Source organism: Actinomadura physcomitrii (assembly GCF_008923205.2).
GTDB classification, from domain to species: domain Bacteria; phylum Actinomycetota; class Actinomycetes; order Streptosporangiales; family Streptosporangiaceae; genus Spirillospora; species Spirillospora physcomitrii.
On record NZ_WBMS02000049.1, the window covers coordinates 33693 to 60399 of the forward strand.

The following is a 26707-nucleotide window of genomic DNA, read 5'->3' on the forward strand; positions in this document are numbered from 1 at the left end:
CTCCCCGCGCACGCGGGGCTGAGGAGTCGGCCCCGCTTCGGCGGGGATGAAGGCCGTCCCGGGTTCGTCCCGGGGCGGCCCTTCGCGTTCGCCGGGTGTGAACCATGCCGGGGCGGGCACCTGGCGCATGACGGGCGGGCGGCGCGCGATAGCCTGACGTCGGAAATATCTCGACGGCGAGAGAACCCGTGCGGCGGACCGGTTCCCTGGGCGCTCTTCGGCGGTCGGGTTCGAAGGATGGCCGCCTGAGCCCCGTCAGGTCACAGCAGGAGAAGGACGCATGACGCGCACCCCAGTCACAGTCACCGTTACCGGCGCCGCTGGCCAGATCGGCTACGCGCTGCTGTTCCGCATCGCCTCCGGGCACCTGCTCGGCGCGGACGTACCCGTCCGCCTGCGCCTGCTGGAGATCCCGCAGGCGGTGAAGGCCGCCGAGGGCACCGCGATGGAGCTGGACGACTGCGCGTTCCCGCTGCTCACCGGCATCGACATCTTCGACGACGCGACCGCTGCGTTCAACGGGACGAACGTGGCGCTGCTGGTCGGCGCCCGCCCGCGCACGAAGGGCATGGAGCGCGGCGACCTGCTGGAGGCCAACGGCGGCATCTTCAAGCCGCAGGGCGAGGCGATCAACGCCGGCGCCGCCGACGACGTCAAGGTGCTGGTGGTCGGCAACCCGGCCAACACCAACGCGCTGATCGCGCAGTCGCACGCGCCGGACGTCCCGGCCGAGCGGTTCACCGCGATGACCCGCCTGGACCACAACCGGGCGCTCGCGCAGCTGTCGAAGAAGGCGGGCGTGTCCGTCGCCGACATCAAGAAGATGACGATCTGGGGCAACCACTCCGCCACCCAGTACCCGGACCTGTTCCACGCGGAGATCGGCGGCAAGAACGCGGCCGAGACGGTGAACGACCAGAACTGGCTGGAGAACGACTTCATCCCGACCGTCGCCAAGCGCGGCGCCGCGATCATCGAGGCGCGCGGCGCGTCGTCGGCGGCGTCGGCGGCGTCCGCGGCGATCGACCACGTGCACACCTGGGTGAACGGCACCGCCGACGGCGACTGGACGTCGATGGCGGTCGTGTCGGACGGCTCCTACGGCGTGCCGGAGGGCCTGATCTCCTCCTTCCCGGTCACCACCAAGGACGGCAAGTGGGAGATCGTCCAGGGCTTGGAGATCGACGACTTCTCCCGCGCGCGGATCGACGCGTCGGTGAACGAGCTGGCGGAGGAGCGCGACGCGGTCCGCAAGCTCGGCCTGATCTGACCGGCCGCGCCCGTACGCACTCGGCGAGCCCCGGACCTACGCGGTCCGGGGCTCGTTCGCGTCGCGGTACCACCGAAATTCCCGCGAAGGTGTCGGCGGCGGTCGTTAGGGTGTGATCGCTTCGAAGGCGACGGGGAGGGACGCGGGTGGCGGAACAGGCTTTCCAGGTGGATCTGCGCGGGGTGGTGGATCTGCTCAGCCGCCATCTGTACGCGAGCCCGCGGGTGTACCTGCGGGAGCTGCTGCAGAACGCGGTGGACGCGATCACCGCGCGCGGCGCGGGCGGCGGCCGGGTGGTGATCGAGACCGGCGGCGGGGCGCTGCGGGTGCACGACGACGGCGTGGGCCTGACGGCGGACGAGGTGCACACGCTGCTGGCGACGATCGGCCGGTCGTCGAAGCGGGACGAGCTGGGGTTCGCGCGGCACGACTTCCTCGGCCAGTTCGGCATCGGGCTGCTGTCGGGGTTCCTGGTGGCGGACGAGATCGAGGTGGTGTCGCGGTCGGCGAAGGGCGGCGACGCGGTCCGCTGGACGGGCCGGTCGGAGGGGAGCTACCGGGTCGAGCCCGGTGAGCGCGACGAGCCGGGCACGACGGTGACGCTGCGGCCGCGGCCCGGATCGGCGGAGCTGCTGAGCGCGCCGGTGGTGGCGGAGCTGGCCCGCGCCTACGGGGCGCTGCTGCCGATCGAGCTGGTCGTGGACGGGGTCGCGGTCACGGGGGAGGGCCCGCCGTGGCAGGCGTCCCACCGGGATCCGGCGGCGCGGCGGCGGGCGCTGGAGCGGTACTGCGAGGAGCTGTACGGGTTCACACCGTTCGACGTGGTGGACCTGGAGGTGGCGGAGGCGGGGCTGACCGGGGTCGCGTTCGTCCTGCCGGAGCCGGTGTCGCCGACGGCGCGCGCCGCGCACCGCGTCTACCTGAAGCGGATGCTGCTGGCGGAGAGCGTGCACGGGCTGCTGCCGGAGTGGGCGTTCTTCGTGCGGTGCGTGGTGGACGCGGGGGAGCTGCGGCCGACGGCGAGCCGGGAGGCGCTGTTCGAGGACGAGCTGCTGGAGTCGGCGCGGGAGGGCCTCGGGGAGGTGCTGCGGCAGTGGCTGGTGCGGCTGGCGGAGACCGATCCGCCGAAGCTGCGGGCCTTCCTGCGGCTGCACCAGCTCGGTGTGAAGGCGATGGCGCTGCACGACGACGACATGCTGCGGATCGTCGACCGGTGGATGGAGTACGAGACGTCGGCGGGCCCGATGACGCTGCGCGAGTTCCGGCGGCGGCATCCGGGCGGCCGGTTCACCGGGAGCGTGGAGGAGTTCCGGCGGCTGTCGGCGGTGGCGGGCGCGCAGGGCGTCGGCCTCGTCAACGGCGGCTACGTGCACGACACGGAGATCATCGAGCGGCTGCCGGACCTCGATCCGGACGCCCGGCTGGCGCGGCTGGACGCGTCCGAGCTGACCACGACGTTCGGGGTGCTGGACCCGGCGGCGGAGCTGGCGCTGCGGCCGTTCCTGGCGGCGGCGCAGCGGGCGGTGGAGCGGCTCGGCTGCGAGGTCGTCGTCCGGGACTTCGACCCGGCGTCGCTGCCGGCGCTGTACCTGACCAGCCGGGACGCGCAGTTCCGGGAGGAGCTGTCGCGGGCGCGGGAGGAGGCCGGCGAGCTGTGGGCGGACGTGCTCGGCGCGGTCGGCGCGACCACCGGTGTGGAGCGCCCGCAGCTGGTGCTGAACTACCGCAATCCGCTGACGCGGCGCGTGACGGCGCTCGGTGACGGGGGGCCGGTGGAGCCGGCCGTGCAGGCGCTGTACGGGCAGGCGCTGCTGCTCGGGCACCATCCGCTGCGTCCGGCGGACACGGCGGTGCTGAACCGTTCGTTCATCGGCCTGCTGGAGTGGGCCGTGCATCCCCCGGAGGCGGGCCGGTGAGTGTCGACGACGTGTACGCGCTGATGACGCGGTCGCAGGAGCTTCCGTACGGGGAGGCGCGGACGGTCCTGGTGGAGGACGCGCTGCGCCGCGCGGAGGAGGCGGCCGACGAGGTGCTGGCGTTCCGGGTACGCCTCCGGCTGACCGACGCGTACCAGTTCGGCGGCGAGCCGGCGAAGGCGTTCGCGACGTTCGGGCGGACGCTGGCCGAGCACGACCGCGACCCCGGCCGGTTCGACGAGCCGCTGGTGCTGCTGTGGCAGATGAAGGCGGTGGTGAGCTCCCTGACGAAGTTCCCGGAGATCCCGCTCGACCGGACGCGGGCGGTGCTGGACGACATGGAGCGCCGCTACCGGGCGGGCGGCCACAGCCTCCAGGCGGTGTACCGGCGGCGGCACATCGTGGCGCGGCATCTCGGGGACCCGTCGGCGGACGAGTGGTTCGCGCGGTGGCGGGCGGCGCAGCGGGACCGGCTGTCGGACTGCGAGGGCTGCGATCCGACGGGGATGGTGGCGCATCTGGCGGACGCCGGGCGGTACGAGGAGGCCGCGGAGATCGCGGCGCCGGTGCTGGCGTCCGAGCTGTCGTGCAAGGAGCAGCCGCAGGGGATCCAGACGGCGATGCTGCCGGTGTACCTGCGGACGGGCCGTCCGGAGGCGGCGGCGGACGCGCACCGCCGTGCGTACCGGGCGCACCGGCGGCAGATCGCCGATCTCGGCGACATCGCCGACCATCTGGAGTTCTGCGCGCTGACCGGGAACGACGCGCGCGGGCTGGAGATCGTGCAGCGGCATCTCGGGTGGCTGGACCGGGCGCCGCACGCGCACGCGGAGATGATGTTCGCCGCGGCGGCGGCCGCCGTGCTGGGCCGGGTCGCGGCGTCCGGGCGGGACGGGGTGACGGTCCGTCGTCCCGCGTCGGGAGGCCGTGCTGCGGAAGACGTGCCGGTCGCGGAGCTGCGCGCCGAGCTGGAGGGCCGCGCGACGGACCTGGCGGCGCGGTTCGACGCCCGCAACGGCACGTCCCACCAGGGCGACAAGGTGCGCGCCGTGCTGGCGGCCGAGCCGCTCTTCGGGTTCGTCCCGCTGGCCGCCCATCACCGCCGCCCGTCCCCGGCCCCCGCACCTGCTACGGAGCCGGAACGCGGCGACGACGGCATCGCGTCCATCGACGACCTCGACGCCCTTCTCGCGATCGCCGACGAGCGCCGGACCAGCCGCGACATGCCCCGCACGCTGGCCGCGTGGCGGCGCTTCGACGCGCTCGCCGAGACGGCCGCGCCGACCCCGCTGCAGAGCGCCCGGCGGCTGGACGGCCGGGGCGTCGAGCTGGCCGTGGACGGCGACCGCGAGGGCGCGGTCGCGGCCTGGGAGGAGGCGTCGCGGCGGTTCGCGGAGCTGGGCCAGGAGGACCGGCGGCAGCGGGTGCTGAGCCGGCTCGGGGCGCTGCGGTTCGAGCTGGGCGACGAGCGGGGCCTGGCCGAGATGGCCGCCGCGGCCGATCACTTCGCGGCGGGTTCCGGGGAGGACGGGGCGGCGACGGCGGCGCTGCTCCGGCTCGCCGGTGCCCATCTGGACCGCGACCGGCCCGCCGACGCGCTCGCCGCGCTGGACCGGGTCGTCCCGGACGACGCCCCCGACCGGGCCGGTGAGCTGTGGTTCCTGCGGGGCCGCGCGCTGCTGCAGACCGGCGACGAGGACGGCGCGGACGCGGCGCTGCGCCGCTCGCTCGCCGAGGCGCGCGCGTCGGACGACCCCGGAACGGTGGCGGCGCCCGCGCTGCTGCTCGCCCAGGTCCTCGCCCGGCGGCCCCCGGCGGAGGACGGCGCCGGCCCGGCGGAGGAGACGTTCGCGCTGCTCGACGAGGTGATCGGCGTGCTGCGCGAGCCGTCGCCGATGCGGGCGATCGCGCACACCGAGCGGGGGCTCGCGCTGCTGTCGGCGGGGCGCGCGGCGGACGCGGTCGCCGATCTCGCCGAGGGGGTCGCGGCGTGGACGGCCGAGGGCTTTCAGGAGCGGGCCGTCCGGCTGCGCGTGGACCTCGCCGCCGGGTACCTGGAGGCCGGGCGGCACCTGGAGGCGGCGGAGGCCGCCGAGGAGGCGCTGCCCGGGCTGGACGAGGGCGACGCGCGGCGCTGCCGGCTGATCCTCGCGCACGCGCAGAAGGGCATGGGGGAGGAGGACGGGGCGGACACGTTCGCGTCCCTCGCCGAGACCGCCGTGCGGGACGGTGAGCCGGGCGCCGCCGCGCACTTCCTGGAGGAGGCGGCGGAGATCCTCACGAATCTGGACAAGGACGCCCTCGCCGCCGAGCGTTTCGGGGAGGCCGCCGACGCCTACGCCGGGGCGGGCGACCCGCAGGGCGCCGTCCGGGCGCGCCGCCGCGCCGCGATGTGCCACCTGTGGAGCGGCGAGCCGGAGAAGGCCGTCACGACGGTGGAGGCGGCCCGCGCGGCACTGGACGCCCTGCCGGACGGCCCTCCCCGCGTCTGGGAGACGGCGCTGGTGTCGTACGACCAGGCCCGCATCCTCGCGCAGACGGGGCGTCCGGCGGACGCGGAGGCGCACGCGTCCGCCGCGGTGGACGGCTTCCGGTCCCTGGAGGAGACCGGTCCCGCCGACCAGGCCGCCGCGCTCCTCACCGACATCAGGTCGGCGCTCCAGGAGGAGTGACGCGCCCGGCGGGCCGACGCATCCAGACCAGGCGACGCGTTCAAGCCGGGCGGCGAGCCCAGGCCGGGCGGCGGGCCCAGGCCAGGCGGCGGGGTCAGGCCAGGCGGCGGGCGCCGGCGGACGGGACGGCGTCGAGGAACTCCGGCGCCGTCCAGCCGCGCTTGGCGTAGCCGGCCGCGATCGCGTCCCGCACCCGGCCGGCGCGGTCGGACGCGGTCAGCACGATCACCGATCCGCCGAACCCGCCGCCGATCATGCGGCCGCCGCGGGCGCCCGCGCGCAGCGCCGCGTCGACGGCGGTGTCGGCCTCCGGCCAGGAGATCTCGAACTGGTCGCGCAGCGACAGGTGCGAGGCGTTCAGCATCGCGCCGAGCTCGCCGACGGCGCCGGCGCGCAGCAGCCCGACGGACGCCTCGACGCGGTGGTTCTCGGTGACGACGTGCTGGACGCGGCGCCGCAGCACGGGGTCGCGGAGCCGGCCGAGCGCGCCCGCGAGGTCCTTGACGTCGCGGAGCGCCTCCACGCCGAGCCGCGCGGCGGCCTCCTCGCATTCGGCGCGCCGCCGCCCGTAGTCGCCGCCGGTGAGGACGTGGGAGGCGCGGGTGTCGACGGCGAGGAGCGTCAGCCCGGCCTGCGACGGGTCGAAGGGGACCTGGGCGGACAGGCCGCTGCGGCAGTCGAGCAGCAGCGCGTGGCCGGGCGTGGCGAGCAGCGACGCGGACTGGTCCATCAGCCCGCACGGCATGCCGACCTGCTCGTTCTCGGCGCGCTGCGCGAGCCGGGCCAGCTCCGGCCGGTCGATCTCGACGCCGTGCAGGTCGCAGAGCGCGAGCGCGGTCGCGCACTCCAGCGCGGCCGAGGACGACAGGCCGGCGCCCTGCGGCAGGTCGGAGTCGATCAGCAGGGACGCGCCGCCGGTGCCGTGCTCGCGCAGCACCCGCGCCATGCCGACCGGGTAGGCGGCCCAGGCCCGCTCGGACGGCCAGCCCTCGGAGACGACCGTCCCGCCCTCGACGGGCGCGGAGACGGTGCCGCCGGCCTGCCGGGAGCGGACCTCGACGACCCCGTCGTCGCGGCGCGCGGCGGCCACCGACACGCCCCGCGACAGCGCGAACGGCAGGACGAGGCCGTCGTTGTAGTCGGTGTGCTCGCCGATCAGGTTGATCCGCCCGGGGGCGTGCCAGACGCCCTCGGCGGCGCGCCCGAACGCCTCGCCGAAGGCGGTGCGCAGATCGGTCATCGCGAGCGCAGGAAGGTCCAGGCGTCCGACACCATGGCGCGCAGGTCCCGCTCGGGCTTCCAGCCGAGCTGCGACTGGATCTTGTCGGAGGACGCGATCAGCACCGCCGGGTCGCCGGGGCGGCGCGGGTGGACCTCGGCCGGGATGTCGCGCCCGGTGACCTCGCGGCACACCTCGATGACCTCGCGGACGGAGTTGCCGGTGCCGCTGCCGAGGTTGAAGATCTGGTGGGCGCCGGGCTCGCAGGCGTCCAGGGCGAGCAGGTGGGCGCGGCCGAGGTCGGCGACGTGGATGTAGTCTCGGACGCAGGTGCCGTCGGCGGTCGGGTAGTCCTCGCCGAACATCTTGACCGCCTCGCCCTGCCCGAGCGCCACCTTCAGCACGTTCGGAATCAGGTGGGTCTCGACGGTGTGCCGCTCGCCCTGCGTGCCGTAGGCGCCCGCGACGTTGAAGTAGCGCAGCGAGACGCCGCCGATGCCGTGCAGCCGCGCGTACTCGGCGAGCGTGGTGTCGATCGCCAGCTTGGACGCGCCGTACGGGTTGGTGGGCCGGGTCGGGTCGGTCTCCAGGATCGGCGTCGACTCGGGCTCGCCGTAGCAGGCGGCCGTGGAGGAGAACACGATCCGCGGGACCCCGGCGACCCGCATCGCCTCCAGCAGCGCGAGCGACTCGCCGAGGTTCTTGTCCCAGTACAGGCCCGGCTTCTCGACGGACTCGCCGACCAGCGACTTGGCCGCGAAGTGCAGCACGGCGTCGAACCCGGCGCCGCCCATCACCTCGGCGGCGGCGCCGCGCAGCGTGCCGCGCACCAGCCGCGCCCCGGCGGGGACGGCGTCCTCGTGCCCGGTGGACAGGTCGTCCAGGACGACGACCTCGTGCCCCGCCTCCAGCAGCAGTGCGGAGACGACGCTGCCGATGTAGCCGGCGCCTCCGGTGACGAGCAGCTTCACGTACGGACCTCCCGGGAAGACAACAGGACGGCGGGGTGCCGTCCAGGCTATCCGCAACCCCGCCCCCGGACGCCCCGACTCGGGGGACGGACCGGGCCGCCGGCGGAGTCGAGCCGGATGATGCTCTGCCCCTCCCGCGTCACGCTGATCCCGAAAAGCCCGATGCCGGGTGAACCGGCATCGGCCCAGCGCCGTTTGAGGGCGTTCCGCTCCGCCTGCGGGATCCGCTGGCCGCGCAGCGGCATGAACCAGGACGGCGCGACGAATCGTCCGGACGCCCGGCCTTCCTCGTCCACGGTGAGGAGCGCCAGCGGGCCGTCCGGGTGGAAGGTCGGTGCCCACGGGGCCAGGATCACGCCGCCCGGCCGCGTCTGCTCCACCCACGCGTACGGCAGCTCGGCCACCGCCGCCGTGGCGATCAGCCGGTCATAGGGGGCGTTCGCGGGATACCCGGCCTCCCCGTCGCCCTCGATCACCTGGACCGCGCAGCCGAACCCGGTCAGGTTCCGCCGTGCCGACCCGGCCACCGCCGGATCGATCTCCACCGTGGTCACGTTCTCCGCGCCGGTGATCTGCGCCATCAGGGCGGCGTTCCAGCCGGTGCCCGTACCGATCTCCAGTACCCGGTGCCCGGGACGCAGATCCAGCAGTTCGAGCATCTCCCGGACGACGCGCGGCGCCGAGCACGAGCTGGTGGGCCATACGCCCCTGGTGGTCGCGCCGTCGTCGATCTGGGTCGTCACGGCGTCCTCCGAGCGCACCAGCGCCCACCAGCCCTCGGGGTCGTCCTCTCGGCGCAGCGGCACCGCCCAGCCGTCGTCCCGCCTGATCCAGACCAGGTCGGGGACGAACGCATGGCGGGGCACGGCGTCGAACGCCGCCCGGACGCTCATGCCTTCCCCGATCCGTTGCAGCCCGGGCAGGTCACGTCCTGCTCCTTGTTGTCGTTGTTGACGGTGACCTTCCCGCTCCCGCCGCACATGCCACAGTTCGCCGGATTCTCGTGTCTTCCCATGCCCCGGCCCCTCAGCGGGCCCAGTGGGAGGTTCGCGACCCTACCTCGCCGGGCTGAGCCCGGAGGGCCCGTTCGAGCGTGTCGGCCGCGCCGTCCGGATCGTCCGCGCGGCCGATCCGGCTGCCGTCCGCCGCCCACGTGAACGCCCATCCCTCGGCCCGGTCGAAGTCGCAGCCGATATCGGCGGTGTGCGCGATGTCGTACTTGTTGAGGACGAACAGCACCGAGCAGCCGGCCCGCATCGCGAAGATCGCCTTAATGCCCGTTTTATTGTGATTGATTGAGTAATGTAGCCCTTCCAGGAATACCCGCCGCTGGTTCGACGGAAGCGGCCGGTCGTCCGTTCCCGCGTCCCGTGGACCCTCGTGGCTCATCGCCCTTACTCCTTGCCTATCCGAGATTTCATGTTTCCCTGACAGAGTTCTCGGATCGGGCTAGCTTGGCTAGGCGAGGGCAACAAATTCAACAAGCTGGAGGGTGTGATGGAGACGCGGCGCGGGTTCGACCCGGACGGCAGTCTCTGGGATCTCATCGCCGTGGAGCTGCGGAGACAACGCCAGGAACGCAACCTGTCGCTCGCCGCCGTGGGTGATCTCATCGGCCGAGATCGATCGCTGGTGGCACATGTTGAATCCGGCCATACCAAGCTTCAGATCGCGCACGCCGCCAAGCTCGACCGTGCTTGGAACCTCGGAAGCCTGTTCCGCCGACTCGTCGGCTTCGCCAAGTCCGGCCACGATGTCGAGTGGTTCAAATCGCACCTCGAGCTGGAGGGGAAGGCCGATGAACTCCGGATCTGGGAACTCGCCTGGATACCCGGTCTCCTTCAGACGGAGCGTTATGCGGGGGCACTGTTCGAGGCGTGCGGAGTGGAGGATGTGGAGAGCGCCGTCGCTTCCCGCCTCGCCCGGCAGACGGCACTGGACCGCACCCCGCGCCCACTGGTCTGGGTCTTCCTAGACCAAGGCGTACTGGAACAGCCTGTGGGTGGACCAGAGGTGATGCGCGAGCAGCTCGAACGGCTCATGGAGCTCGCCCAACGTCCGAACATCACCGTGCGGATCATGCCGAGGAGAGTCGGTGCGCACGTCGGACGAGACGGCTCATTCAAGATCATGACCGTGGCGGGTACCGAACACGTCTACACCGAAGCCTGCGAGGGCGGGCGGCTCGTCGTCGATAACACGGATGTAGGGTTGTTTCGGGTGCGGTTCGCCCGAATCGGGGATTGGGCTTTGCCGGTAGACGCCTCATTCCGCGTGATCAAAGACGTGCTGGAGGACGTGACGTGACTCCCGTCTGGCGCAAGAGCAGCCGCAGCGGCAGTGGGCAGCAAGGCCAAAGCGACTGTGTTGAATTGGCCGCTCTCAACGGGGCCGTCGGGGTGCGTGACTCCAAGGTCCCGGAGGCCGGTCACCTCAGCTTGTCCGCTGGGGACTTCGCCGCGCTGGTCGCCCGGGTGAAGCGCGCGGAGCTGGATCTCTGACGAGGCCGCCGCGCCGCCCCCGTCCCGGCCGCTCGGGCGCGGCGGAAGACGGGCCTCCGGGATGGTAGGGGAGCCGGGCCGGAGGGGAAGGTTCACCCCATGGACCGGACGGCGTCGCTCCCGCCTTCGCCAGGCCGGCCGCCGAGGCGGCTCGCGCGGGCGCTGGTGTGGCTGCTGTCCGCCTCGACGGACCTTGTGGTGCGGCTGGCGGGCGGCGACCCGAACGCGCTGCGCGAGGAGCTGACCGCGGAGCGGATGCGCGCGCTCGTGGCGGAGAACACGCAGATCGCCGCGGACGAGCGGGCGCTGATCGAGGAGGTGTTCGCGGCGGGGGAGCGGCCGCTGCGGGAGGTGCTGGTGCCCCGCACCGAGGTCGTGTTCCTGGACGCGGCGCTGCCGCTGGCGGCGGCGGCCCGCGCGGCGGCGGGCAGCCCGCACTCCCGGTTTCCGGTGTGCCGCGGCTCCCACGACGAGGTGATCGGGTTCGTCCACATCCGGGACCTGCTCGTCCCCGAGGACCGGGACGGCGCCGCGCCGGTCGGGGAGCTGGTGCGGCCGGTGAAGTTCCTGCCGGCCTCGCAGCGGGTCCTGCCCGTCCTGTCGGAGATGCGGCGGGAGGGCTGCCACCTGGCGATCGTCATGGACGAGTACGGCGGCGTCGCCGGGATCGTCACCCTCGAGGACCTGATGGAGGAGCTGATCGGCGACATCCGCGACGAATATGATGTGCAGGACGCGCAGGCGCGGCGCCTGCACGGCGGCGTGGTCGAGGTCGACGGCCTGCTCAACCTGGACGACTTCGCCGCCGAGACCGGGCTCCGGCTGCCGGCCGGGCCGTACGAGACGGTCGCCGGGCACATCATGGCGGTGCTCGGCCGCGTGCCCGCCGAGGGCGACTCGGTGCCGGCCGCGGACCGGGAGCTGCGGGTGGCCCGGATGGAGGGCCGGCGGGTGGCCCGCGTGCGCGTCACGCCGCGGGCGGCGCCCCAGGCGGCACAGCAGCCGGTCCGGCCGGCGGCGCGGTGGTCGGCGCCGGCGGCGGTGCGGCCCGCGGTGCCGGCGACGCCCGTGCCCCCGGTCGCGGCCCCGCGGCCGGCCGGCGACGCCGCCACCGGCGGCGGAGCCTCCGACGACACCTGAGAGAATCGGTCCGTGCACATGCCCGAAGCGTCCAGCCCCGTCAGCCCCGCCGCGGCGCCCGCCCCGCGGGTGCTCTCCGGCATCCAGCCCACCGCCGACTCGTTCCACCTCGGCAACTACCTGGGCGCGTTGCGGCAGTGGGTGTCGCTGCAGGACACGCACGAGACGTTCTACTGCGTCGTCGACCTGCACGCGATCACCGTTGAGCACGACCCGGAGCTGCTGCGGCGCCGCACGCGGGTGTCGGCCGCGCAGCTCATCGCGATGGGCGTCGACCCCGGCCGCGCCACGCTGTTCGTGCAGAGCCACGTCCCCGAGCACGCCGAACTGGCGTGGGTGCTCGGCTGCCTCACCGGGTTCGGCGAGGCGAGCCGGATGACCCAGTTCAAGGACAAGTCGTCCAAGCAGGGCACGTCGGCGACGAGCGTCGGGCTGTTCACCTACCCGGTCCTGCAGGCCGCCGACATCCTGCTGTATACGCCGGAGCCGGGCACCGCGGTGCTGCGCGTCCCGGTCGGCGAGGACCAGCGGCAGCACCTGGAGCTGACCCGGACGCTCGCGCAGCGGTTCAACCACCGGTTCGGCGAGACGTTCGTCGCGCCGGAGGCGCACATCCCCGAGGGCGCCGCGAAGATCACCGACCTGCAGGAGCCGGACGCGAAGATGAGCAAGTCGGCGTCCTCGCCGCAGGGCATCATCGACGTGCTGGAGGAGCCCGGCCCGATGCGCAAGAAGATCATGCGCGCGGTCACCGACACCGGCTCCGAGGTGGTCTACGACGAGGAGAAGAAGGCCGGCGTCACCAACCTGCTGCGGATCTACTCCGCGCTGGACGGCACGCCGGTCCCCGACCTGGAGGCGAAGTACGCGGGGTCCGGCTACGGCCAGTTCAAGAAGGACCTCGCCGAGGTCGTCCTCGGCACCTTCACGCCGATCCGGGAGCGCACCGCCGCGCTGCTGGACGACCCCGCCGAGCTCGACCGGATCCTGGAGAAGGGCGCCGAGCGGGCCGGGGCGGTCGCCGCGCGCACCATGGAGACCGTCCGCGAGCGGGTCGGCTTCGTGGGACGCGGTCGCTGACCGTGGCGGGCGAGGGGGCGCGCCCCGGGGCCGCGGACGCCTACGGCAGGGGGGCCGCGGACACCTTCATCGGGGTGCCCGCGGGCCCGGCCGCCGGCGGCGTCCGGATGATCGGGGTCGCGATCCCGGTCCCGGAGCCGTACGGGTCGCAGCTGCAGCGCACCCGCGCCGCCTACGGCGACCCGCTCGCCGGCGCGATCCCCACGCACATCACGCTGATGCCGCCGACCGAGGTCGCCCCGGGGGAGATCGCGGCGATCGAGGCGCACCTGCTGGACGTCGCGCGATCCGAGCGCCCATTCCGCATCCGGTTGCGCGGCAGCGGAACGTTCCGACCGGTATCTCCGGTCGTGTACGTGGCGCTGGCGAAGGGAATCGGCGGCTGCGAGCGCGTCCAGGCGAAGGTCGCGTCGGGGCCGCTCGCGCGCCCGCTGCCGTTCCCGTACCACCCGCACATCACCGTCGCGCACCACCTGCCCGACGACGTGATGGACCGGGCGTACAAGGACATGTCGAGCTACCGCGCCGAGTTCGAGGCGTGGGGGTTCTCGCTGTACGAGCACGGCCTTGACGGGGTGTGGCGGCCGCAATGCGATTTCGTGTTCGGCAACGGGAAACGCCACTCAACGTTCAACGGTTGATCACCGTCCGCCGCATCGAGGGCCAAGGGTTGGGTACGTTGCGTACATGCGGCAGGTGATCAGCGGGGCGCAGCGGCGGGTCGAGGCTCTGCTGGAGGCCGGGAAGGCCGGGCTGGACGCCGCGCGGTCCCGCTGGCGGTGGTTCGACCACCTCGCCCGCGCGTTCGAGCGCTACCAGGAGCGCCGCGGCGACCGGCTCGCCGCCGCCCTGACCTGTTACGGGTTCCTGTCGTTCTTCCCGCTGCTGGCGCTGGCGTACTCGCTGCTCGGCTACCTGGTCGGGATCAGCACGCAGGCCCGCGACTACTTCGTCAAGGCCGTCCAGGACCTGCTGCCGGGCCTGTCGGACCAGCTGCAGGTCGAGCAGATCGCCCAGTCGAAGACGGCGGTGGGCGTCGTCGGCCTGGTCGCGCTGCTGTTCACCGGGCTCGGCTGGGTGCAGGTGCTGCGCGAGTCGCTGCGCGACATCTGGGGCAACCCGCCGACCGGCGGCGGCAACTACTTCCTCAAGCGGCTGTGGGACCTCGCCGTCCTGGCGTTCCTCGGCGTGGTCCTGATCTGCGGGATGGCGGTGTCGACGGTCACCTCGTCGGCGACCCACACCGTTCTCGGCTGGTTCGCGCTGGAGGGCGTCCCCGGCGCCGGCACCGGGCTGCGGCTGCTGTCGCTGGCCTGCGCCGTCGCGTTCGACACGGTGATCTTCCTGGTGCTGTTCACCCGGCTGTCCGGGACGATCGCGCCGCGGCGGCGGATCATCCGCGGCGCGCTGTTCGGCGCGCTCGGCCTCGAGCTGCTCAAGCAGGCCGCGACGCTGCTGATCGGCCGGACGACGCAGAACCCCGTCTACGCCTCGTTCGCCGTCCTGGTCGGGCTGATGGTGTGGATCAACATCGTGTCCCGGTTCACGCTGTTCGTCGCCGCGTGGACCGCGACCCGCCGCGTCGTGCTGAAGGCCGACGCCGAGGACCCGGAGAACGTCGCCGACCAGGAGATCGGCGAACTGGAGGACCGCCGCGCCCCCGACCGGGACGGCCGGGGAGCGGAGAAGCACCGGGAACGGTCGGCCTCTTGACCACCCGCACTCCCCACCCGCCTTGAGCGCATATCGCGATGCTCAGTGCGGCCTACTACCGCCGAACGGCGCGCTCTATGTCCGATGGCACATTCCACGGGAATGTAGTGGAGGCGTGATCCCCTATCGGTTCGATCCCGGATATTCACCCGTTTTCGGTCGTACCTAATCGCGAAGTTCACCTGGGTTATCCAGACGGGTGGAGATCGACGTCATGTCGTGATAAAAGAACTCTGAGCGAGGCTCAATTCGGCCCGGTAGAGATGCTTTTCCCCGGTGTGTCACGCAGGTGTCGGCAGGCCGGTGAGGCGGACATCGCCATGGCACGGACCGTGGCGGAAAACGGCGGTCCCTGACGATGAACACCAGCACGCCCACCCGTCCCGCGCGCGTCAGCCCATGGATCGGGGTCCGTCCGTACGGAGCCGCGGACGCCGACCGCTTCTTCGGGCGTTCCACCGAGACCGCCCGGGTCGTCGAATTGTGGCAGTGCCATCGGCTGACGATCCTGCACGGCGAGTCCGGCGTGGGCAAGACGTCGCTGCTCCAGGCCGCCGTCCGCCCGCATCTCGTCGCCTCGGGCGCGAACGTGCTGCCCATCGGAGCCGCGGCCGGCCACCCCGGCCTGCCCGGACCCGTGGTCGGCGCGCTGAACCCCGTCTCCTTCGCCGTGCTGGCCTCCTGGCAGCCGGACGAGCCCGCCGTCCGCGTCCTGAACGCGTCGATCGTGGAGTTCCTGCAACGTCGCGAGCGGTTCGGCCGGTCCCGGTCGGAGCCGACACTGGTGGCGGTCGACCATGTGCACCGGGCCGCGCCCGGATCCCCGGACGAACCGGGTCTCGTCCGCTTCCTGGAGGAGTTGGCCGAGGCCCTCGGCGAGACCCCGAGCGCGCACCTGCTGCTGTCCACCCGGACGTCCGACCTGGGCGTGCTGCGCCATCTCACCGAAAGCCTCCCCGCCGCCGTCACCGCCCGCTACGCCCTCGGCCCGCTGACCCGCGACTCGGCCATAGAGGCGGTCGTGCGTCCGCTCGCCGCCTGGGGCGTCTCGCTGGCCGACGGCGCGGCCGGGCACCTCGTCGACAGCGTCTCGGCCGCTTCCGCCGCCGTGCGGCCCGGACCGGGCGACCCGGCGCCGGTGACCGAGCCGGTACCGCTGCAGATCGTCGCCACCGCGCTCTGGGAGGCGCGCGCCGAGAACGACATGGTGATCACGCCCCGGATGCTGCCCGACGCCGAACCGGCCCTCGCCGCGTACTGCGCGCGTGCCCTCGACACGATCACCACTGATCACGGCCTGCCGACCTGCGAGGTCGGAACGTGGCTGCGCCGGGCGTTCATCACCCCGGACGGCGGCGAGCGGCTGGTGCGCCCCGTCGCCCGGCCGCCGGAGATGACCGAATCGCTCATCCGCGACGTCGAGGACCGCTACCTGCTGACCCGGGTCGACCGGAACGGCGAACCGCACCTCCGCCTCCGCTACCCGTGGCTCACCACGGTGCTGCGGCGTCTCAGCGACGTGCAACTGCCCGCGCGGCAGCGCGACCCGGCGGAGTGCCTGCGGTCGGCCCGCCTCGCCTACGCCGCCGGCGACCTCGACCTGGCGATGCGGCACGCGCTGTCGGCCATGAGGCTCAGCCGCCCGGAGCACCAGCACATCCAGGCCCAGGCGCAGTCGCTGCTCGGCTGCATCGCCCACCTCGGCGGCCGTCACGAGGCCGCCGAGGAGCACTACCGGACCGCCATCGGATTCTTCGAGGTGCTCCAGCGGCTTCCGGAGGCGGGCCGCCTCCTCGCCGCCATCGGGGAGCTGAAACTCGCGCTCGGGGACAAGGCCGGGGCACTGGAGGAGTTGTCGGCCGCCGCACAGTGCGCCCCCGACGACCCGTCCGTCCAGATCGGCCTGGCGCACGCCTTCTGGTACGTCGAGCGGCCGCAGGCCGCGATCAACGTCCTGGACCGGGTGCTCAGGACGGACGGCAACGCCGAGGCCCGCCGGTGGCGCGGCGAGATCCACGTCGACCTGGACCACGCCGAGCAGGCGCTCCGCGACCTCGACCGGCTCGGCAGGCGGGCCCCGCCCTCCGCGCGGGCCGCGCGCTCCCTCGCGCTGTGCATGGTGACCGGCGGGCAGACCGGTCCGGACGACCTGGAGGAGATCGTCGATGCCGCTCCGCGGAACGGCCCGGTACTGCTGCGGGCCGCTCGGACCAGAGCGCTGTGCGGGGACGCCGACCGTGCCGGCGAACTGGCGGCGCGGGCGCTGCGGGCCACCGATCCTCCGCTCGCGCCGCTCCAGTCCAGGCAGGCACGGGAACTGCTACGGGACGGCTGACCCGGCGGGGCCGCGTTCACCGGTCGGGCCCGCCTCGCGGTTCCGGCTCCGGCGTCGCGTCGCCGTCCCGCGGGTCCGGGTCGTCCTGCGTACCGGTGCCGATGGGCGGGTCCGCCGATGCGGGCGCATCGCCCGCGCCGGGCGGCGGGCCGCCTCGCCTGCGGTCATTGATCCGCCCCTGCACGGCGAGCACGAGCATGAGGACGGGAGCGGCGGCACCCAGGTCCTTCGCCCAGGCCGGCGGGCACTGCTCCAGGACGGCGACGCAGGCCGACAGGCCCGCCGCCACCGCCCCGTACGGGCCCGCGGCACCGAGCGTTCGGAGCCACCGGGGCCACCGGGCCCGCCGGTGGGCGGGCCGCCATCCGCGGGTCCGGCGAGTCCGCGCGACCGGCCCGCCGGAGGGCGCCGCGCGGCCCGGCCCGCCGTCCGGCCGCGCGGACCGCTCGGCCGCGTAGGCCACCGGGTCGGGCCCGGCCGGACGGTCGGCGGCGCCGGAGGAGCGTCCGGCGCCGCTCGCGGCGGGGTCGGTCCGCGTCGGGCCGCCGGGCATCGGCCGCGCGGACGAGCGGGCGGTCATCGGTGAGTCGCCGTTGAAGTCGGGTGCCGGCTGAGCGGTCATGTTCGTTCTCCCGGTGAGGACAGGGGCCGTCACCACCGGATGGAAGTGCAAGGACACCGTGTCCAGCTGAGCGCTGCAGCATCGGCCCAGGTCAGCGCATTGAGCGCCGGACAGTTCCCGGACGTCCGGCACGACCCGCGGTGCGACGGGAGGCCGGGATGTCTGTTGGACGCGAGGGGAACTGGAAACCGCTCCAGGGCAGGCATGCCGAAACTCGCGACCTCGCCGGGTTCCTGCGGGAGGTCGTCCGTCAGTACCGCCGGTCGACCCGCAGCCTCGAAGGCCCGATGCTGCACTCGAAGTCCACGATCGCGGTGCGGCTGTCCGGCGAGGAGCGGCCCGACTGGGAGTTCGTCGAGAAGCTGATCAGGGTCTGTGCCGGACGGGACGCGCACGCGGCCGGCGAGCTGCTCAAGCTCGCCAGGAGCAAATGGGAGGCGGCGGACCCGTCGCGCGCGCGGCTTCTCACCCCCGCCGAACAAGACGCGCCCGGTGCGGACTCCACGCTCGAGGAGGTGCGGGCTCTGCTGCGGGAACTGGTCGAAGACCGGCGGCGGTCCGGCACACCGGCGTCCGCGAACGGTCCGGCATCATCGAACGACACCGGCGAGGGCGAGCCGATCGGACAAGAGGATGACGCCGCGGGCACCGGGAACCATCCGGGAACCGCGCCGGCGAGACCGGGCCCGGGGTTCCTGCACGGGCCGGCGCCGGGACGCGCCGACCCCTTCGTCGACCGGGGCGACCTGGTGGCCGCCATCGCGAGACGGTTCGCCAGGCACCCGGTGCAGGTCGTCCACGGTCCGCTCGGGGTGGGCAAGACACAGGTCGCGCTGCGGTACGTCCACCGGTTCCGCCTCGAGTACGGGCTGATCGCCTGGGTTCCCGCCGCGAGGCCCGCGCAGGTGCGCTCGTCCCTGGCGGCCCTCGCGCCCCACCTCGGCCTGGAGCCCCCGGACCCGACGAGGATGGAGAGCGCCTACCAGGCGGTCCTCAACGCCCTTGCCGAGGCGAGCCACGAGGAGCGGTGGCTGCTGGTGCTCGACGACGCCGGCAGACCCGAGCTCATCCAGCACCTCGTTCCCCACGACGGAGGCGGCGACGTGCTGGTCACCTCGCGCGACGCCGCCTGGAGGACGGCGGTGGCGGGCACCTCCTCCACCACGCTGGGAAGCTTCACGCGGGAGCAGAGCGTGGCGTTCCTGACCGAGCGGCTGAGGGCCGGTCACGCCGCCGCGGACGTCCACAGGCTGGCCGAGCGGCTGGGCGACCACCCGCTGGCGCTGCAGCAGGCGGCTTCGATGCTCGGCGGGCCGTCGTTGAAGATCCCGGATTACCTGCGGTCGCTGTCGGAAGGCGCCTGCCGGGCGCTCTCCCAGGGCGACCCGGGCACCTACCCGATGCCGATGGGGACGGAATGGGAGCTGTCGGCCGCCCGGCTGGGCGAGCGCTGCCCCGACGCGATGGTCCTGCTGCGTCATTGCGCCTCCTTGGAGTCGGCCGCGGTCTCCATCGCGCACCTGCGCGCCGCCGCCGGCGTCGGGCACGCGCCGCTGGCGGAACTGCTGGCCGACCCGCTCCGGCTCGACGCCGCCGTCGAGGAACTCGGCCGGGCCGGGCTGGCCTTCGTCGACGACACCGACCGGACGATGCACCTGCACACCCTGATCCGGGCGCTCGTCCGCGATGACTCGGCGAATCCGGCCGGGTGACCGGGCACAACACCGCGCGACATGCGCAAACCGACCGATCACTGTTCGCCGCCAAGATCGACATGCGAGTATGGCGGCCTGGAAGAGGGGCGCGGAAGGCCGCCGTCCAGAGTCCTAGTCGCAACTCGCCATGGGGGTTGGTGTGGCAGTGGGCACCGAACCCGCGGGCGCGGAGGCCGAATGGCCGGCGGACCTCGATGTGCAGAGGCTCCTCGAGGAAGGCTGGCGCCCGACGCCGTTCCGCGAGTTCGTCGTCAAGATCCACAGTCGCTGCAACCTGGCGTGCGACTACTGCTACATGTACGAGATGGCCGACCAGGGCTGGCGCCGCCAGCCCCGGCTGATGTCGGCGGCCACCATCGACGCGGTCGCCGAGCGCATCGCCGAGCACGCCCGGTCCAACGGCCTCGAACGGATCGAGTTGATCCTGCACGGTGGTGAACCCCTCCTGGCCGGGGCCGCGAGCCTGCGCCACGCCGTCACCGCCGTGCGCTCCGCCGTCGAGCCCGAGGTGACGGTCGTCGCCGGCGTGCAGACCAACGGCGTCCTGCTGGACACCGACTTCCTCGACCTGTTCCGCGAACTCGACGTCCGCGTGAGCGTCAGCCTGGACGGAGACGCGCAGAGCCATGACCGGAACCGGCGCCGTCCCGGCGGGCAGGGCAGCCACGACCTGGTCGCCTCAGGCCTGAGGCGGCTCCTCCAGCCCCGCTACCGGCACCTGTTCGCCGGCCTGCTCAGCACCATCGACCTGCGGAACGACCCGGTCGCCACCTACGAGGCGCTGCTGGAGTTCGACCCCCCGGGCGTCGACTTCCTGCTCCCCCATGGGACGTGGGAGGCACCGCCTCCCGGGCTGCCGTCGAACGGCGCACCCTACGGCGAGTGGCTCGTCACCCTCTTCGACCGCTGGTACGGCGCACCGGTCCGCGAGACCCGGATACGCCTGTTCAACGAGATCATCCGGATGCTGTTCGGCCGCCCTTCGCGTACCGAGGCGGTCGGCCTGTCGCCGGTGGCGGTGGCGGTCGTGGAGACCGACGGCAGCATCGAGCAGGTCGACTCCTTGAAGTCGGCCTACGACGGAGCCGCGCGCACGTCCCTGCACGTATCGCGGGACACTTTCGACCAGACGCTGATGCTGCCGGCGATCGCGGCCCGCCAGATCGGCCGCAGGGCCCTGTCGGCGCAGTGCAGCGAATGCAGCGTGTCCGGGATATGCGGCGCGGGCCTCTACCCGCACCGCTACCGCGCCGGGACGGGGTTCGCGAATCCCAGCATCTTCTGCAACGACCTTTTCCGCATCATCGACCATATTGCCGGGCGGGTCCGGGCAGATGTCGGCCGGCTGCGGGAAAGCCGCACGGAAACGCGGGACGAGGACAGGCACCGGACGTCGCAAGATCTCGACCGGCAGGGGAGTGGCGACCAGAAATGAGCCTGGACAGGCATGCCGTGCCCGAGGACGTCCTCCGCGCGATGGCCCGCGGCGGTGGCGGCGAGGCCGCGGTCGCCGCACTCACGGCCGCCCAGCGAAGCAGGACCCTGCTGCTGATCCGCGGCGTGCGGGATCGGGCGATCGCGATCGGCCACCCGCAGGCGGACCTGGTCCGCCGGTGCTACGACCTGCTCGCCGAGATCGAGCGGGCCGCCGGAGCCGACGCGGTGCTGGGCTATCCCACGGTCTCCTCCTGGGCGCTGCGGGCGCTGACCGGGCTGGCAGGGGACGCGGACGCCGCCCGCCGGACCGACCTCGGCCGGTTCGCCGGCATCACCGCCGCCGCGGCCGTGCGGGCCGGCTTCCCGGCGGAGATCGAGGTACCGCTGTCCGGCGGCACGGTCCTGCTCCCGTCGCTGGGAGTGGCCGTTTTCGGCCGGGCCGCTCAGGACGCCGGCGATCCCGCGACGGTGCTCGTCCGGTCGTCCGCCACAGGCGTCGAACTCGCGGTGCCCGGCGAGCGCATCACGCCTCCGTCCGACCCGCACCGGGACGGGCCGGGGTGGTGTGCGCTGCCCCTGCTGACGGCCGGGCATCAGGGGACGCGCGTGGGCCTCGTGCTGGACGAGCACGACCCTGACCGCATGCCGGGAGCCCGGCTCGCCGGCGAACGGCTGACCGCCGCGGACCGCGACCAGTGGCGCTCCGCCCTGGACTCCGCGTGGGAGGTCCTGGTCACCGGGCATCCCGAGGTGGCGGCGGAGGTCCGCGCCCTGCTCAGGGTGCTGACCCCGCTGGCCGCCCCGGCGGACGGCGAGACCAGCGTCACCTGGAAGGACGCCGCCGGCGCCGTCGGGCTCTCGACTCCGCGCAGCGCCCACGGGCTGGCGCTGACGCTGGCGCACGAGGTGCAGCACGTCAAGCTCAACGCGCTGCTCGACATCGTCCAGCTGACCTGGCCGGACGACCGCCGCTACTACGCGCCCTGGCGGGAGGACCCGCGACCGCTGGACGGACTGCTCCAGGGCGCCTACGCCCACCTCGGGGTCACCGCCTTCTGGCGCCGGGAACGGGCCCGGCAGCACGGCGACCTCCTGATGCGGGCGGACGTCGAGTTCGCCCGGTGGCGGACGGCCACCGATCGGGCGATCCGGACGCTCCTCGGCAGCGGCGGGCTCACTCCCATGGGCGAGACGTTCGTCACCGAGATGGGCGAGGTCCTCCGGGAATGGTGCACCGAGCCCGTGCCCGACCAGGCGCTGGCGCGGGCGGCGGAGGCGGCCGAGCGCCATCGCTCCCGCTGGCGGCGGCGCGTCGAGCGACCGCGCACCGATGACCCCGCCGCGGCGCCGCCCCTCCCCGCCTGACGGACCGGCCTTTTGCGGCCCGCCGCTCCTGCTCTCGCGGGACTCGGGCGGGCCGGCGGCGCCCGTTCGCGTCAGATGGGCGGCGGGTCGAAATCGAGGTCGAGATGGCGCCGGCTGTTGAAGACGTCGATGTCCGGGTGCTCGAGCGGCAGCGTCCGCTCGTAGCGTCGCCGCACATCGTCGAAGAGTTCGGCGGCGTCGTCGGTGCGGCCGAGCTCCTTCAGGTCCGCCGAGAGGTTCGCGGCGCACGCCAGCGTCATCGGGTGGTCCTCGCCCACCAGACGCCGCAGCCGCACGACCGTGTCCTCGCCGAGGGACCTCGCCTCCTCCATCTGCCCGAGCGCGGCATGGTCGCTGGCGAGGTTCGTCGCCACGGTCAGCGAGTAGTGGTGGTCGGCGCCGACCTGGGCGACCAGGCGGTCCAGCGCCCGCCGGTTCAGCTGCCGGGCCTCCGCGAGGGCGGAGGTGACGCGCAGCAGCAGCGCCTGATTCCCCGTGCAGGCCAAGGTGTACGGGTGGTCGGCGCCGTAGACCTTCCGGTACCGCTGCACCGTGTCGGCCGCGAGCCGGAGCCCCTCCTCCTCGTCGCCGGAATTGCGCATCACATTCGCCAGCGACATGGCCGCGGCGAGCGTGTCGGGGTGGTCGAGGCCGTACAGCCTGACGCAGCGCGCGTGGACGTCCCGGGACACCTCCTGCGCTCTGTCGAGTTCACCGAATCGACGCCAGGCGATGGCCAGGTCCTTGGACGTGCGCAACGTCCACGGATGCTCGACGCCCAGGAGGTTCCGTCCGTACGCGAGCGCCTCCTCGCTGAGGTCGCAGGCTTTGCCGTACTCCCCGTTCAACCGTGTCGCGCGAGCCAGACCGTTCCACGTCCCCAGGATGAAGGTCGCCCCGATGGCGCCGCCGGTCCGGTCGGCCGCGACGTAGGCCTCCTGGTACAGCTGCATGGCGTCGGCGAAGCGGCTGTTCAGGCTGTAGTCCAGCGCGAGATTGTTGATCACGCGCAGCGTGCGCGCGTCCGACCGGCCGAACGCGGCCTCGTGGGCGGCCAGCGATTCGGTGTCGTGCTGCAGCGCCTCCCGGAAGTCGCCGCGGGCCCGCAGATCCGCGCCGACGCTGTTGATCAGCGGATAGACGTCCTCGTCGGGCAGCCCGTTGGTGCGCATGGCGGCCAGCGTCCGCTGGTTGAGGTCGTAGGCCGACCGGTAGTCGCCCAGGTCGCGGATGATGTTGCCCTGCTCCCGGTAGGCGCGCAGCACGTCGGCGTCGTCCTCGCCCGAGATCTCCGTCCAGCGCCGGATGAACTGCTCGACGAAGTGGCGGGCCGATGGCAGGTCTCCGGACAGGAACAGGTAGCGGACCATGTCCAGCGCGAGCCCGCGCACCGCCGGATCCCTGCTGTCCCCGACCCCGGTCGGCTCCAGGTGCGCGACCAGGTTCTCGAAACCGCTCCAGTTGACGGCCTCGTCCGGGTTGTCGGGCAGCGCGCCCACGAGGAGCTGGTGGACGTCGGCGCGGACCCGCCGCCCTTCGTCCTCGCTCAGCTCGTCCCTCACCAGCGCCTGGATCAGCCGGTGCACGCCGATGGTGCGGCTCACGGTGTCGATGCGGATGAGCGCGTACCGGTTCAGCTCCCCGATCGCGCGGCTGAGCATGATGGGGTCGGACAGCAGCGTGCCGAGCCCGGTGCCGAGCGCGGCGTCGCTCGGGCGGAACACGTCGCGGGGGATGGGCTCCGGGCCGAAGAACGCGCAGCAGCGCAGCAGCTCCACCGCCTCGGGCACCTTCTGGCTGAGGTTGGCCACGGAGATGCTCCAGGCGGCCGTCATCGACATGGGGTAGTCGAGCGGCTTGCCCTCCAGCAGGAGCTGCGAGGTCTTGCCGTGCAGCAGTTCGAGGTACTCGTTCACCGTCATGCCGGTCTCGTTCACCAGCGCCCCGGCCTGCTCCAGCGCCAGCGGCAGGTCGCCGAGCTCGGCGGAGAGGCGGTCGGCGTACTCCGCCGTCATCGAGCGGGGCACCCGCTTGCCGAGGAACTCGACGCTCTCCTCGCGGGTGAACACGTCGACCGAGACCGTGTCGACGATGCCCTCCCACCGGTGGTTGCGCGAGGTGATCAGGACGTGCCCCGGGCCGCGGGGCACCATCTCGTTGATGTCCTCCGGCTGGTCGGCGTTGTCGAAGATCAGCAGCCAGCGGTCGTAGGGCTGGCCGCGCCGCAGCGCGCCCAGCACGGAGTTCGCCGCGTCCTCGATGCCGGTCATGCTCGCGCCGGGCAGGCCGAGTTCGGGCGCGAGGGCGGCCAGCGAGGAGCGCGCGAGCATGGGCTGGTCGGCCGGCACCCACCACACCAGGTCGTAGTCGCCGCGCGTGCGGTAGGCGTACTCGACCGCCATCTGGGTCTTGCCGACGCCGCCCATGCCGTGCAGAGCGTGCGGCACGACCGCGGTCACGTCCGCGGTGAGGTTCGAGCGCAGCCGGGCGAGGTGCTCCACGCGGCCGGTGAAGTTCTTGTTCCGCGGGGGGATCTTGCCCCAGATCACGGGATGCTTCTGCGGCTCATCCGTGGCCGAGGGGCCGCGACTCACGGGCTCCGCCTCCGCATGCTCACTTTCTTGACCATTTTCAGAACCGATCAGTGCACGGACGCTCGCGCGCCTCGCCAAGCGGCATTCGCGAGGTCACGAAAGTTGGACGGGCGCCCTACAGAGTAGAGCAGGCGGCCGCGGGTGGACAGCGGCACTTCTCCTGACTTCGAGCCATAAAAGCGGGAACGGTCGGCCGAAAACTTTGCCGACGTCCCCGCGCCGCGTGCGCTAATCTGATCACTGTGGCGATTGAGGCGTCAGTCGAAGGAGAGGCCATGCAGCGAACCGGCGACGTGCGCGAGGGTCTTCCCGATGTCTCGGACCTGACCCTCGGCGACCTCGGCGACCTCGACTCGTCGGTGCTCGCGCTCGCCGTGCGGGAACTGCTGGAGCCCGGTCGCCGCGACGGCGAGCCGGTCGCGGGCTTCCAGTCCTACACCGACGACCCGGCTTGAGCGAACGCCGCCGGCCGATGGGCCGGAGCCGATCGGGGCAAATCGTTCTCCGATCAGAGGCGGCCTTCTTCGGCGGCCGTCCGACGCGTTCTTTCGAACGATTCCAAAAAAGGCCCTATGCGCGCGGACGGTCGGCCGTACGCGAGCAGTTTCAGCGGCCGCTCTCGTCGTAGGAGTCGTAAGGGTCGTCATTGTGGAACCCGGCGTAGTTCCCGGTGTTCCCGGTGTTCTCAGGGTTCCGGCCGTTTCCGGCCGGGCCGTCGTTCCTGACGGGGCGGACGTGCCCGCCGGGCTCCGCGCCGCCGAAGCCGGCGTTTCCGGCGGGGCTCGGCAGCGGGTGGCGGCGACGGCGGCGGTACACCGCGAACAGGACGCCGATGGCCAGCAGGGCGCCGGCCGTGCCGCCGCCGATCTCCCAGACGAGCGCGGACGAGCCGCCCGAGGAGTCCAGCGAGGTGCCGGGGAGCACGCCGCCCGACTCGCCGTCGGCGTGCTTCTTCGCCTGCGCGTTGCCGGGCGCGGCCAGCGTGCCGACCGGCTGGACCTTGCCGCGCGCCGCGAACCCCCAGTCCAGCAGCTTGGCGCCGGCCTGGAACGGCGAGCTCTCGCCGTGCATCACCGAGACGATGATCGTGTGCCCGTCGCGCCGGGCCTCGGCGACGTAGGTCTGCTGGGCGTGCACGGTGTAGCCGTTCTTGCCGCCGAGCATGCCCTTGTAGGCGTACTTCTGGCCGGGCAGCAGCTTGTTGTGCGTGTAGATCGGGTAGCCGCCGACCTTCTTGTGCTTCTTCTTCTCCTTCTTGGTCAGCGGCGCCGGGAAGTGGTACTGGGTGGCCTGCACGTACGTGCGGAACTGCGGGCTCTTCATCGCCTCCCGCAGGAACAGCACCAGGTCGTAGGCCGAGGTGTGCTGGGTGTGCACGTTGAGGCCGTAGTCGACGTCGAGGCCGTTCGGGGACGCGGCGAGCGTGTCGTCGGCGTGCAGGTACTTCGCCTCGGCGTTCATGTCGGCGATGGTCTTCTTCATGCCGCCGTTGGCCTCGGCGAGCGTGACCGCCGCGTCGTTCGCCGACATCATCATCAGCGCGTGGAACAGGTCGGTGACCTTGTACCGCATCTTCGGCGTCATCCCGACCTTGGTGCCCTCGACGTCGCACGCCTTCTGCGAGGGCCGGACGAGCCGGTTCGGGTCCAGCTTGGTGACGAGGGTCGCCGAGGTCAGCGTCTTCAGCGTGCTCGCCGGCAGGTACTGCCCGTGCGGGTCCTTGGCGGCGAGCACCTCGCCGGTGTCGGCGTCCGCGACGAGGTAGGAGGAGAACTTCAGCTTCGGCAGCGCGGGCACGCCCGGCGCCCTGTTCAGCACGATGCCGCGGCTCGCCAGCTGCGGCCCGCCCACCGGATCGCCTGGTGCGGCGGCCGCGGGCGCCGCGGCGGCCGGGGCCGCCAGCAGGCACACCGCGCTCAGCGGCACGATCATCGGCACGGTCATCCTCGGCACGGCGCGCCGGGCCCCGGTCCGCCCCTGTCGTCCTGCTCGCAAGCTTCCGACGCTCCTCAGTCCCGCAGCGGCCGTTCCGCCCCGCACGCCCATGGCTCCCCCGAAGACTAGGCGACACATCCGGCGAAGGGGTACCCGACCGCGCAGACGGCAAGCTCGGGACGGACGAGGCGTATGGTGCGTTAGACGATTTTTGTGGTGCTT

22 protein-coding genes are annotated in these 26707 nt (G+C 73.0%); 14 read left to right on the plus strand and 8 right to left on the minus strand.

Annotated features, from left to right (window positions below; all coding sequences use genetic code 11):
- Positions 1 to 280 precede the first annotated feature (280 nt).
- The 3 genes from F8568_RS39440 to F8568_RS39450 all read left to right on the plus strand — a co-directional run bounded on the left by F8568_RS39440 (position 281) and on the right by F8568_RS39450 (position 5858).
- Positions 281 to 1270, plus strand: coding sequence for a malate dehydrogenase (locus F8568_RS39440; protein ID WP_151598746.1), 990 nt, complete (start codon positions 281 to 283; stop codon positions 1268 to 1270).
- 146 nt (positions 1271 to 1416) lie between these two features.
- A complete protein-coding gene (locus F8568_RS39445) occupies positions 1417 to 3186 on the plus strand; it encodes an HSP90 family protein (protein WP_151598748.1) in 1770 nt (589 codons plus the stop codon).
- On the plus strand, positions 3183 to 5858 hold the full coding sequence (locus F8568_RS39450) for a hypothetical protein (protein ID WP_151598750.1): 2676 nt from the start codon (positions 3183 to 3185) through the stop codon (positions 5856 to 5858). The genes F8568_RS39445 and F8568_RS39450 overlap by 4 nt, the downstream gene beginning before the upstream one ends.
- Before the next feature lie 94 nt (positions 5859 to 5952).
- Here F8568_RS39450 and galK read toward each other — a convergent pair whose 3' ends face one another.
- The 5 genes from galK to F8568_RS39470 are packed head-to-tail and all read right to left on the minus strand — an operon-like array spanning position 5953 to position 9437.
- Complete coding sequence (gene galK, locus F8568_RS39455; RefSeq protein WP_151598752.1) at positions 5953 to 7098, minus strand: galactokinase; 1146 nt, start codon at positions 7096 to 7098, stop codon at positions 5953 to 5955.
- Positions 7095 to 8048 carry a UDP-glucose 4-epimerase GalE gene (gene galE, locus F8568_RS39460; RefSeq protein ID WP_151598754.1) on the minus strand — a complete coding sequence of 318 codons (954 nt, stop codon included), beginning with the start codon at positions 8046 to 8048 and terminating at the stop codon, positions 7095 to 7097. The genes galK and galE overlap by 4 nt, the downstream gene beginning before the upstream one ends.
- Positions 8049 to 8095: 47 nt before the next feature.
- The gene (locus F8568_RS39465; RefSeq protein ID WP_151598756.1) at positions 8096 to 8941 is read right to left on the minus strand and encodes a methyltransferase domain-containing protein; all 846 of its coding nucleotides are present in this window, start codon (positions 8939 to 8941) and stop codon (positions 8096 to 8098) included.
- A complete protein-coding gene (locus F8568_RS50010; protein WP_268896503.1) occupies positions 8938 to 9063 on the minus strand; it encodes a hypothetical protein in 126 nt (41 codons plus the stop codon). Before F8568_RS50010 ends, F8568_RS39465 begins: the two co-directional genes overlap by 4 nt.
- Before the next feature lie 11 nt (positions 9064 to 9074).
- Positions 9075 to 9437, minus strand: a complete 363-nt coding sequence (locus F8568_RS39470) for a hypothetical protein (RefSeq protein WP_151598758.1) — start codon at positions 9435 to 9437, stop codon at positions 9075 to 9077.
- Between the two features lie 108 nt (positions 9438 to 9545).
- On the opposite strand from F8568_RS39470, the gene F8568_RS39475 reads away from it, so the two are divergent.
- From F8568_RS39475 to F8568_RS39505, 7 genes are all read left to right on the plus strand, one after another.
- The gene (locus tag F8568_RS39475) at positions 9546 to 10355 is read left to right on the plus strand and encodes a helix-turn-helix domain-containing protein (protein ID WP_151598760.1); all 810 of its coding nucleotides are present in this window, start codon (positions 9546 to 9548) and stop codon (positions 10353 to 10355) included.
- Positions 10352 to 10549, plus strand: a complete 198-nt coding sequence (locus tag F8568_RS39480) for a DUF397 domain-containing protein (protein WP_151598762.1) — start codon at positions 10352 to 10354, stop codon at positions 10547 to 10549. The genes F8568_RS39475 and F8568_RS39480 overlap by 4 nt, the downstream gene beginning before the upstream one ends.
- A 99-nt stretch (positions 10550 to 10648) precedes the next feature.
- The gene (locus tag F8568_RS50015) at positions 10649 to 11689 is read left to right on the plus strand and encodes a hemolysin family protein (RefSeq protein ID WP_151598764.1); all 1041 of its coding nucleotides are present in this window, start codon (positions 10649 to 10651) and stop codon (positions 11687 to 11689) included.
- An 18-nt stretch (positions 11690 to 11707) separates the two neighbouring features.
- The gene (gene trpS / locus F8568_RS39490; RefSeq protein WP_151598803.1) at positions 11708 to 12769 is read left to right on the plus strand and encodes a tryptophan--tRNA ligase; all 1062 of its coding nucleotides are present in this window, start codon (positions 11708 to 11710) and stop codon (positions 12767 to 12769) included.
- A 2-nt stretch (positions 12770 to 12771) separates the two neighbouring features.
- Entirely contained in the window at positions 12772 to 13410 is a 639-nt protein-coding gene (locus F8568_RS39495; protein ID WP_328601224.1) for a 2'-5' RNA ligase family protein, read from the plus strand.
- A 46-nt stretch (positions 13411 to 13456) separates the two neighbouring features.
- A complete protein-coding gene (locus F8568_RS39500) occupies positions 13457 to 14482 on the plus strand; it encodes a YihY/virulence factor BrkB family protein (protein ID WP_151598766.1) in 1026 nt (341 codons plus the stop codon).
- Positions 14483 to 14840: 358 nt separating this feature from the next.
- Positions 14841 to 16817 (plus strand): tetratricopeptide repeat protein, encoded by a 1977-nt coding sequence (locus F8568_RS39505; RefSeq protein ID WP_151598768.1) that lies wholly within the window; start codon positions 14841 to 14843, stop codon positions 16815 to 16817.
- A gap of 16 nt (positions 16818 to 16833) precedes the next feature.
- Here the strand turns inward: F8568_RS39505 and F8568_RS39510 are convergent, their stop codons facing one another.
- Complete coding sequence (locus F8568_RS39510) at positions 16834 to 17439, minus strand: hypothetical protein (protein ID WP_151598770.1); 606 nt, start codon at positions 17437 to 17439, stop codon at positions 16834 to 16836.
- 158 nt (positions 17440 to 17597) lie between these two features.
- On the opposite strand from F8568_RS39510, the gene F8568_RS39515 reads away from it, so the two are divergent.
- The 3 genes from F8568_RS39515 to F8568_RS39525 all read left to right on the plus strand — a co-directional run bounded on the left by F8568_RS39515 (position 17598) and on the right by F8568_RS39525 (position 21956).
- Entirely contained in the window at positions 17598 to 19151 is a 1554-nt protein-coding gene (locus tag F8568_RS39515) for an NB-ARC domain-containing protein (RefSeq protein ID WP_151598772.1), read from the plus strand.
- A gap of 148 nt (positions 19152 to 19299) precedes the next feature.
- Positions 19300 to 20589, plus strand: coding sequence for an FxsB family cyclophane-forming radical SAM/SPASM peptide maturase (locus F8568_RS39520; RefSeq protein ID WP_328601225.1), 1290 nt, complete (start codon positions 19300 to 19302; stop codon positions 20587 to 20589).
- A complete protein-coding gene (locus tag F8568_RS39525) occupies positions 20586 to 21956 on the plus strand; it encodes an HEXXH motif domain-containing protein (RefSeq protein ID WP_151598776.1) in 1371 nt (456 codons plus the stop codon). Before F8568_RS39520 ends, F8568_RS39525 begins: the two co-directional genes overlap by 4 nt.
- A gap of 71 nt (positions 21957 to 22027) precedes the next feature.
- Here the strand turns inward: F8568_RS39525 and fxsT are convergent, their stop codons facing one another.
- A complete protein-coding gene (gene fxsT, locus F8568_RS39530; RefSeq protein ID WP_328601226.1) occupies positions 22028 to 24505 on the minus strand; it encodes an FxSxx-COOH system tetratricopeptide repeat protein in 2478 nt (825 codons plus the stop codon).
- A 320-nt stretch (positions 24506 to 24825) separates the two neighbouring features.
- Between fxsT and fxsA the strand changes: the two genes are divergently transcribed.
- Positions 24826 to 25005 carry an FxSxx-COOH cyclophane-containing RiPP peptide gene (fxsA, locus tag F8568_RS39535; RefSeq protein WP_151598778.1) on the plus strand — a complete coding sequence of 60 codons (180 nt, stop codon included), beginning with the start codon at positions 24826 to 24828 and terminating at the stop codon, positions 25003 to 25005.
- 151 nt (positions 25006 to 25156) lie between these two features.
- Here the strand turns inward: fxsA and F8568_RS39540 are convergent, their stop codons facing one another.
- Positions 25157 to 26494, minus strand: coding sequence for a D-alanyl-D-alanine carboxypeptidase family protein (locus tag F8568_RS39540; RefSeq protein ID WP_151598780.1), 1338 nt, complete (start codon positions 26492 to 26494; stop codon positions 25157 to 25159).
- Between the last annotated feature and the right edge of the window lie 213 nt (positions 26495 to 26707).

Bases quoted from the DNA above. Each gene is read 5' to 3' on its own strand.
- fxsA (WP_151598778.1), top strand. From the start codon at position 24,826: ATGCAGCGAACCGGCGACGTGCGCGAGGGTCTTCCCGATGTCTCGGAC.
- F8568_RS39525 (WP_151598776.1), top strand. From the start codon at position 20,586: ATGAGCCTGGACAGGCATGCCGTGCCCGAGGACGTCCTCCGCGCGATG.
- F8568_RS50015 (WP_151598764.1), top strand. From the start codon at position 10,649: ATGGACCGGACGGCGTCGCTCCCGCCTTCGCCAGGCCGGCCGCCGAGG.
- F8568_RS39505 (WP_151598768.1), top strand. From the start codon at position 14,841: ATGAACACCAGCACGCCCACCCGTCCCGCGCGCGTCAGCCCATGGATC.
- F8568_RS39510 (WP_151598770.1), bottom strand. From the start codon at position 17,439: ATGACCGCTCAGCCGGCACCCGACTTCAACGGCGACTCACCGATGACC.
- F8568_RS39500 (WP_151598766.1), top strand. From the start codon at position 13,457: ATGCGGCAGGTGATCAGCGGGGCGCAGCGGCGGGTCGAGGCTCTGCTG.
- galK (WP_151598752.1), bottom strand. From the start codon at position 7,098: ATGACCGATCTGCGCACCGCCTTCGGCGAGGCGTTCGGGCGCGCCGCC.
- F8568_RS39440 (WP_151598746.1), top strand. From the start codon at position 281: ATGACGCGCACCCCAGTCACAGTCACCGTTACCGGCGCCGCTGGCCAG.
- F8568_RS50010 (WP_268896503.1), bottom strand. From the start codon at position 9,063: ATGGGAAGACACGAGAATCCGGCGAACTGTGGCATGTGCGGCGGGAGC.
- F8568_RS39515 (WP_151598772.1), top strand. From the start codon at position 17,598: ATGTCTGTTGGACGCGAGGGGAACTGGAAACCGCTCCAGGGCAGGCAT.
- trpS (WP_151598803.1), top strand. From the start codon at position 11,708: ATGCCCGAAGCGTCCAGCCCCGTCAGCCCCGCCGCGGCGCCCGCCCCG.
- F8568_RS39475 (WP_151598760.1), top strand. From the start codon at position 9,546: ATGGAGACGCGGCGCGGGTTCGACCCGGACGGCAGTCTCTGGGATCTC.
- F8568_RS39540 (WP_151598780.1), bottom strand. From the start codon at position 26,494: ATGACCGTGCCGATGATCGTGCCGCTGAGCGCGGTGTGCCTGCTGGCG.
- F8568_RS39465 (WP_151598756.1), bottom strand. From the start codon at position 8,941: ATGAGCGTCCGGGCGGCGTTCGACGCCGTGCCCCGCCATGCGTTCGTC.
- F8568_RS39470 (WP_151598758.1), bottom strand. From the start codon at position 9,437: ATGAGCCACGAGGGTCCACGGGACGCGGGAACGGACGACCGGCCGCTT.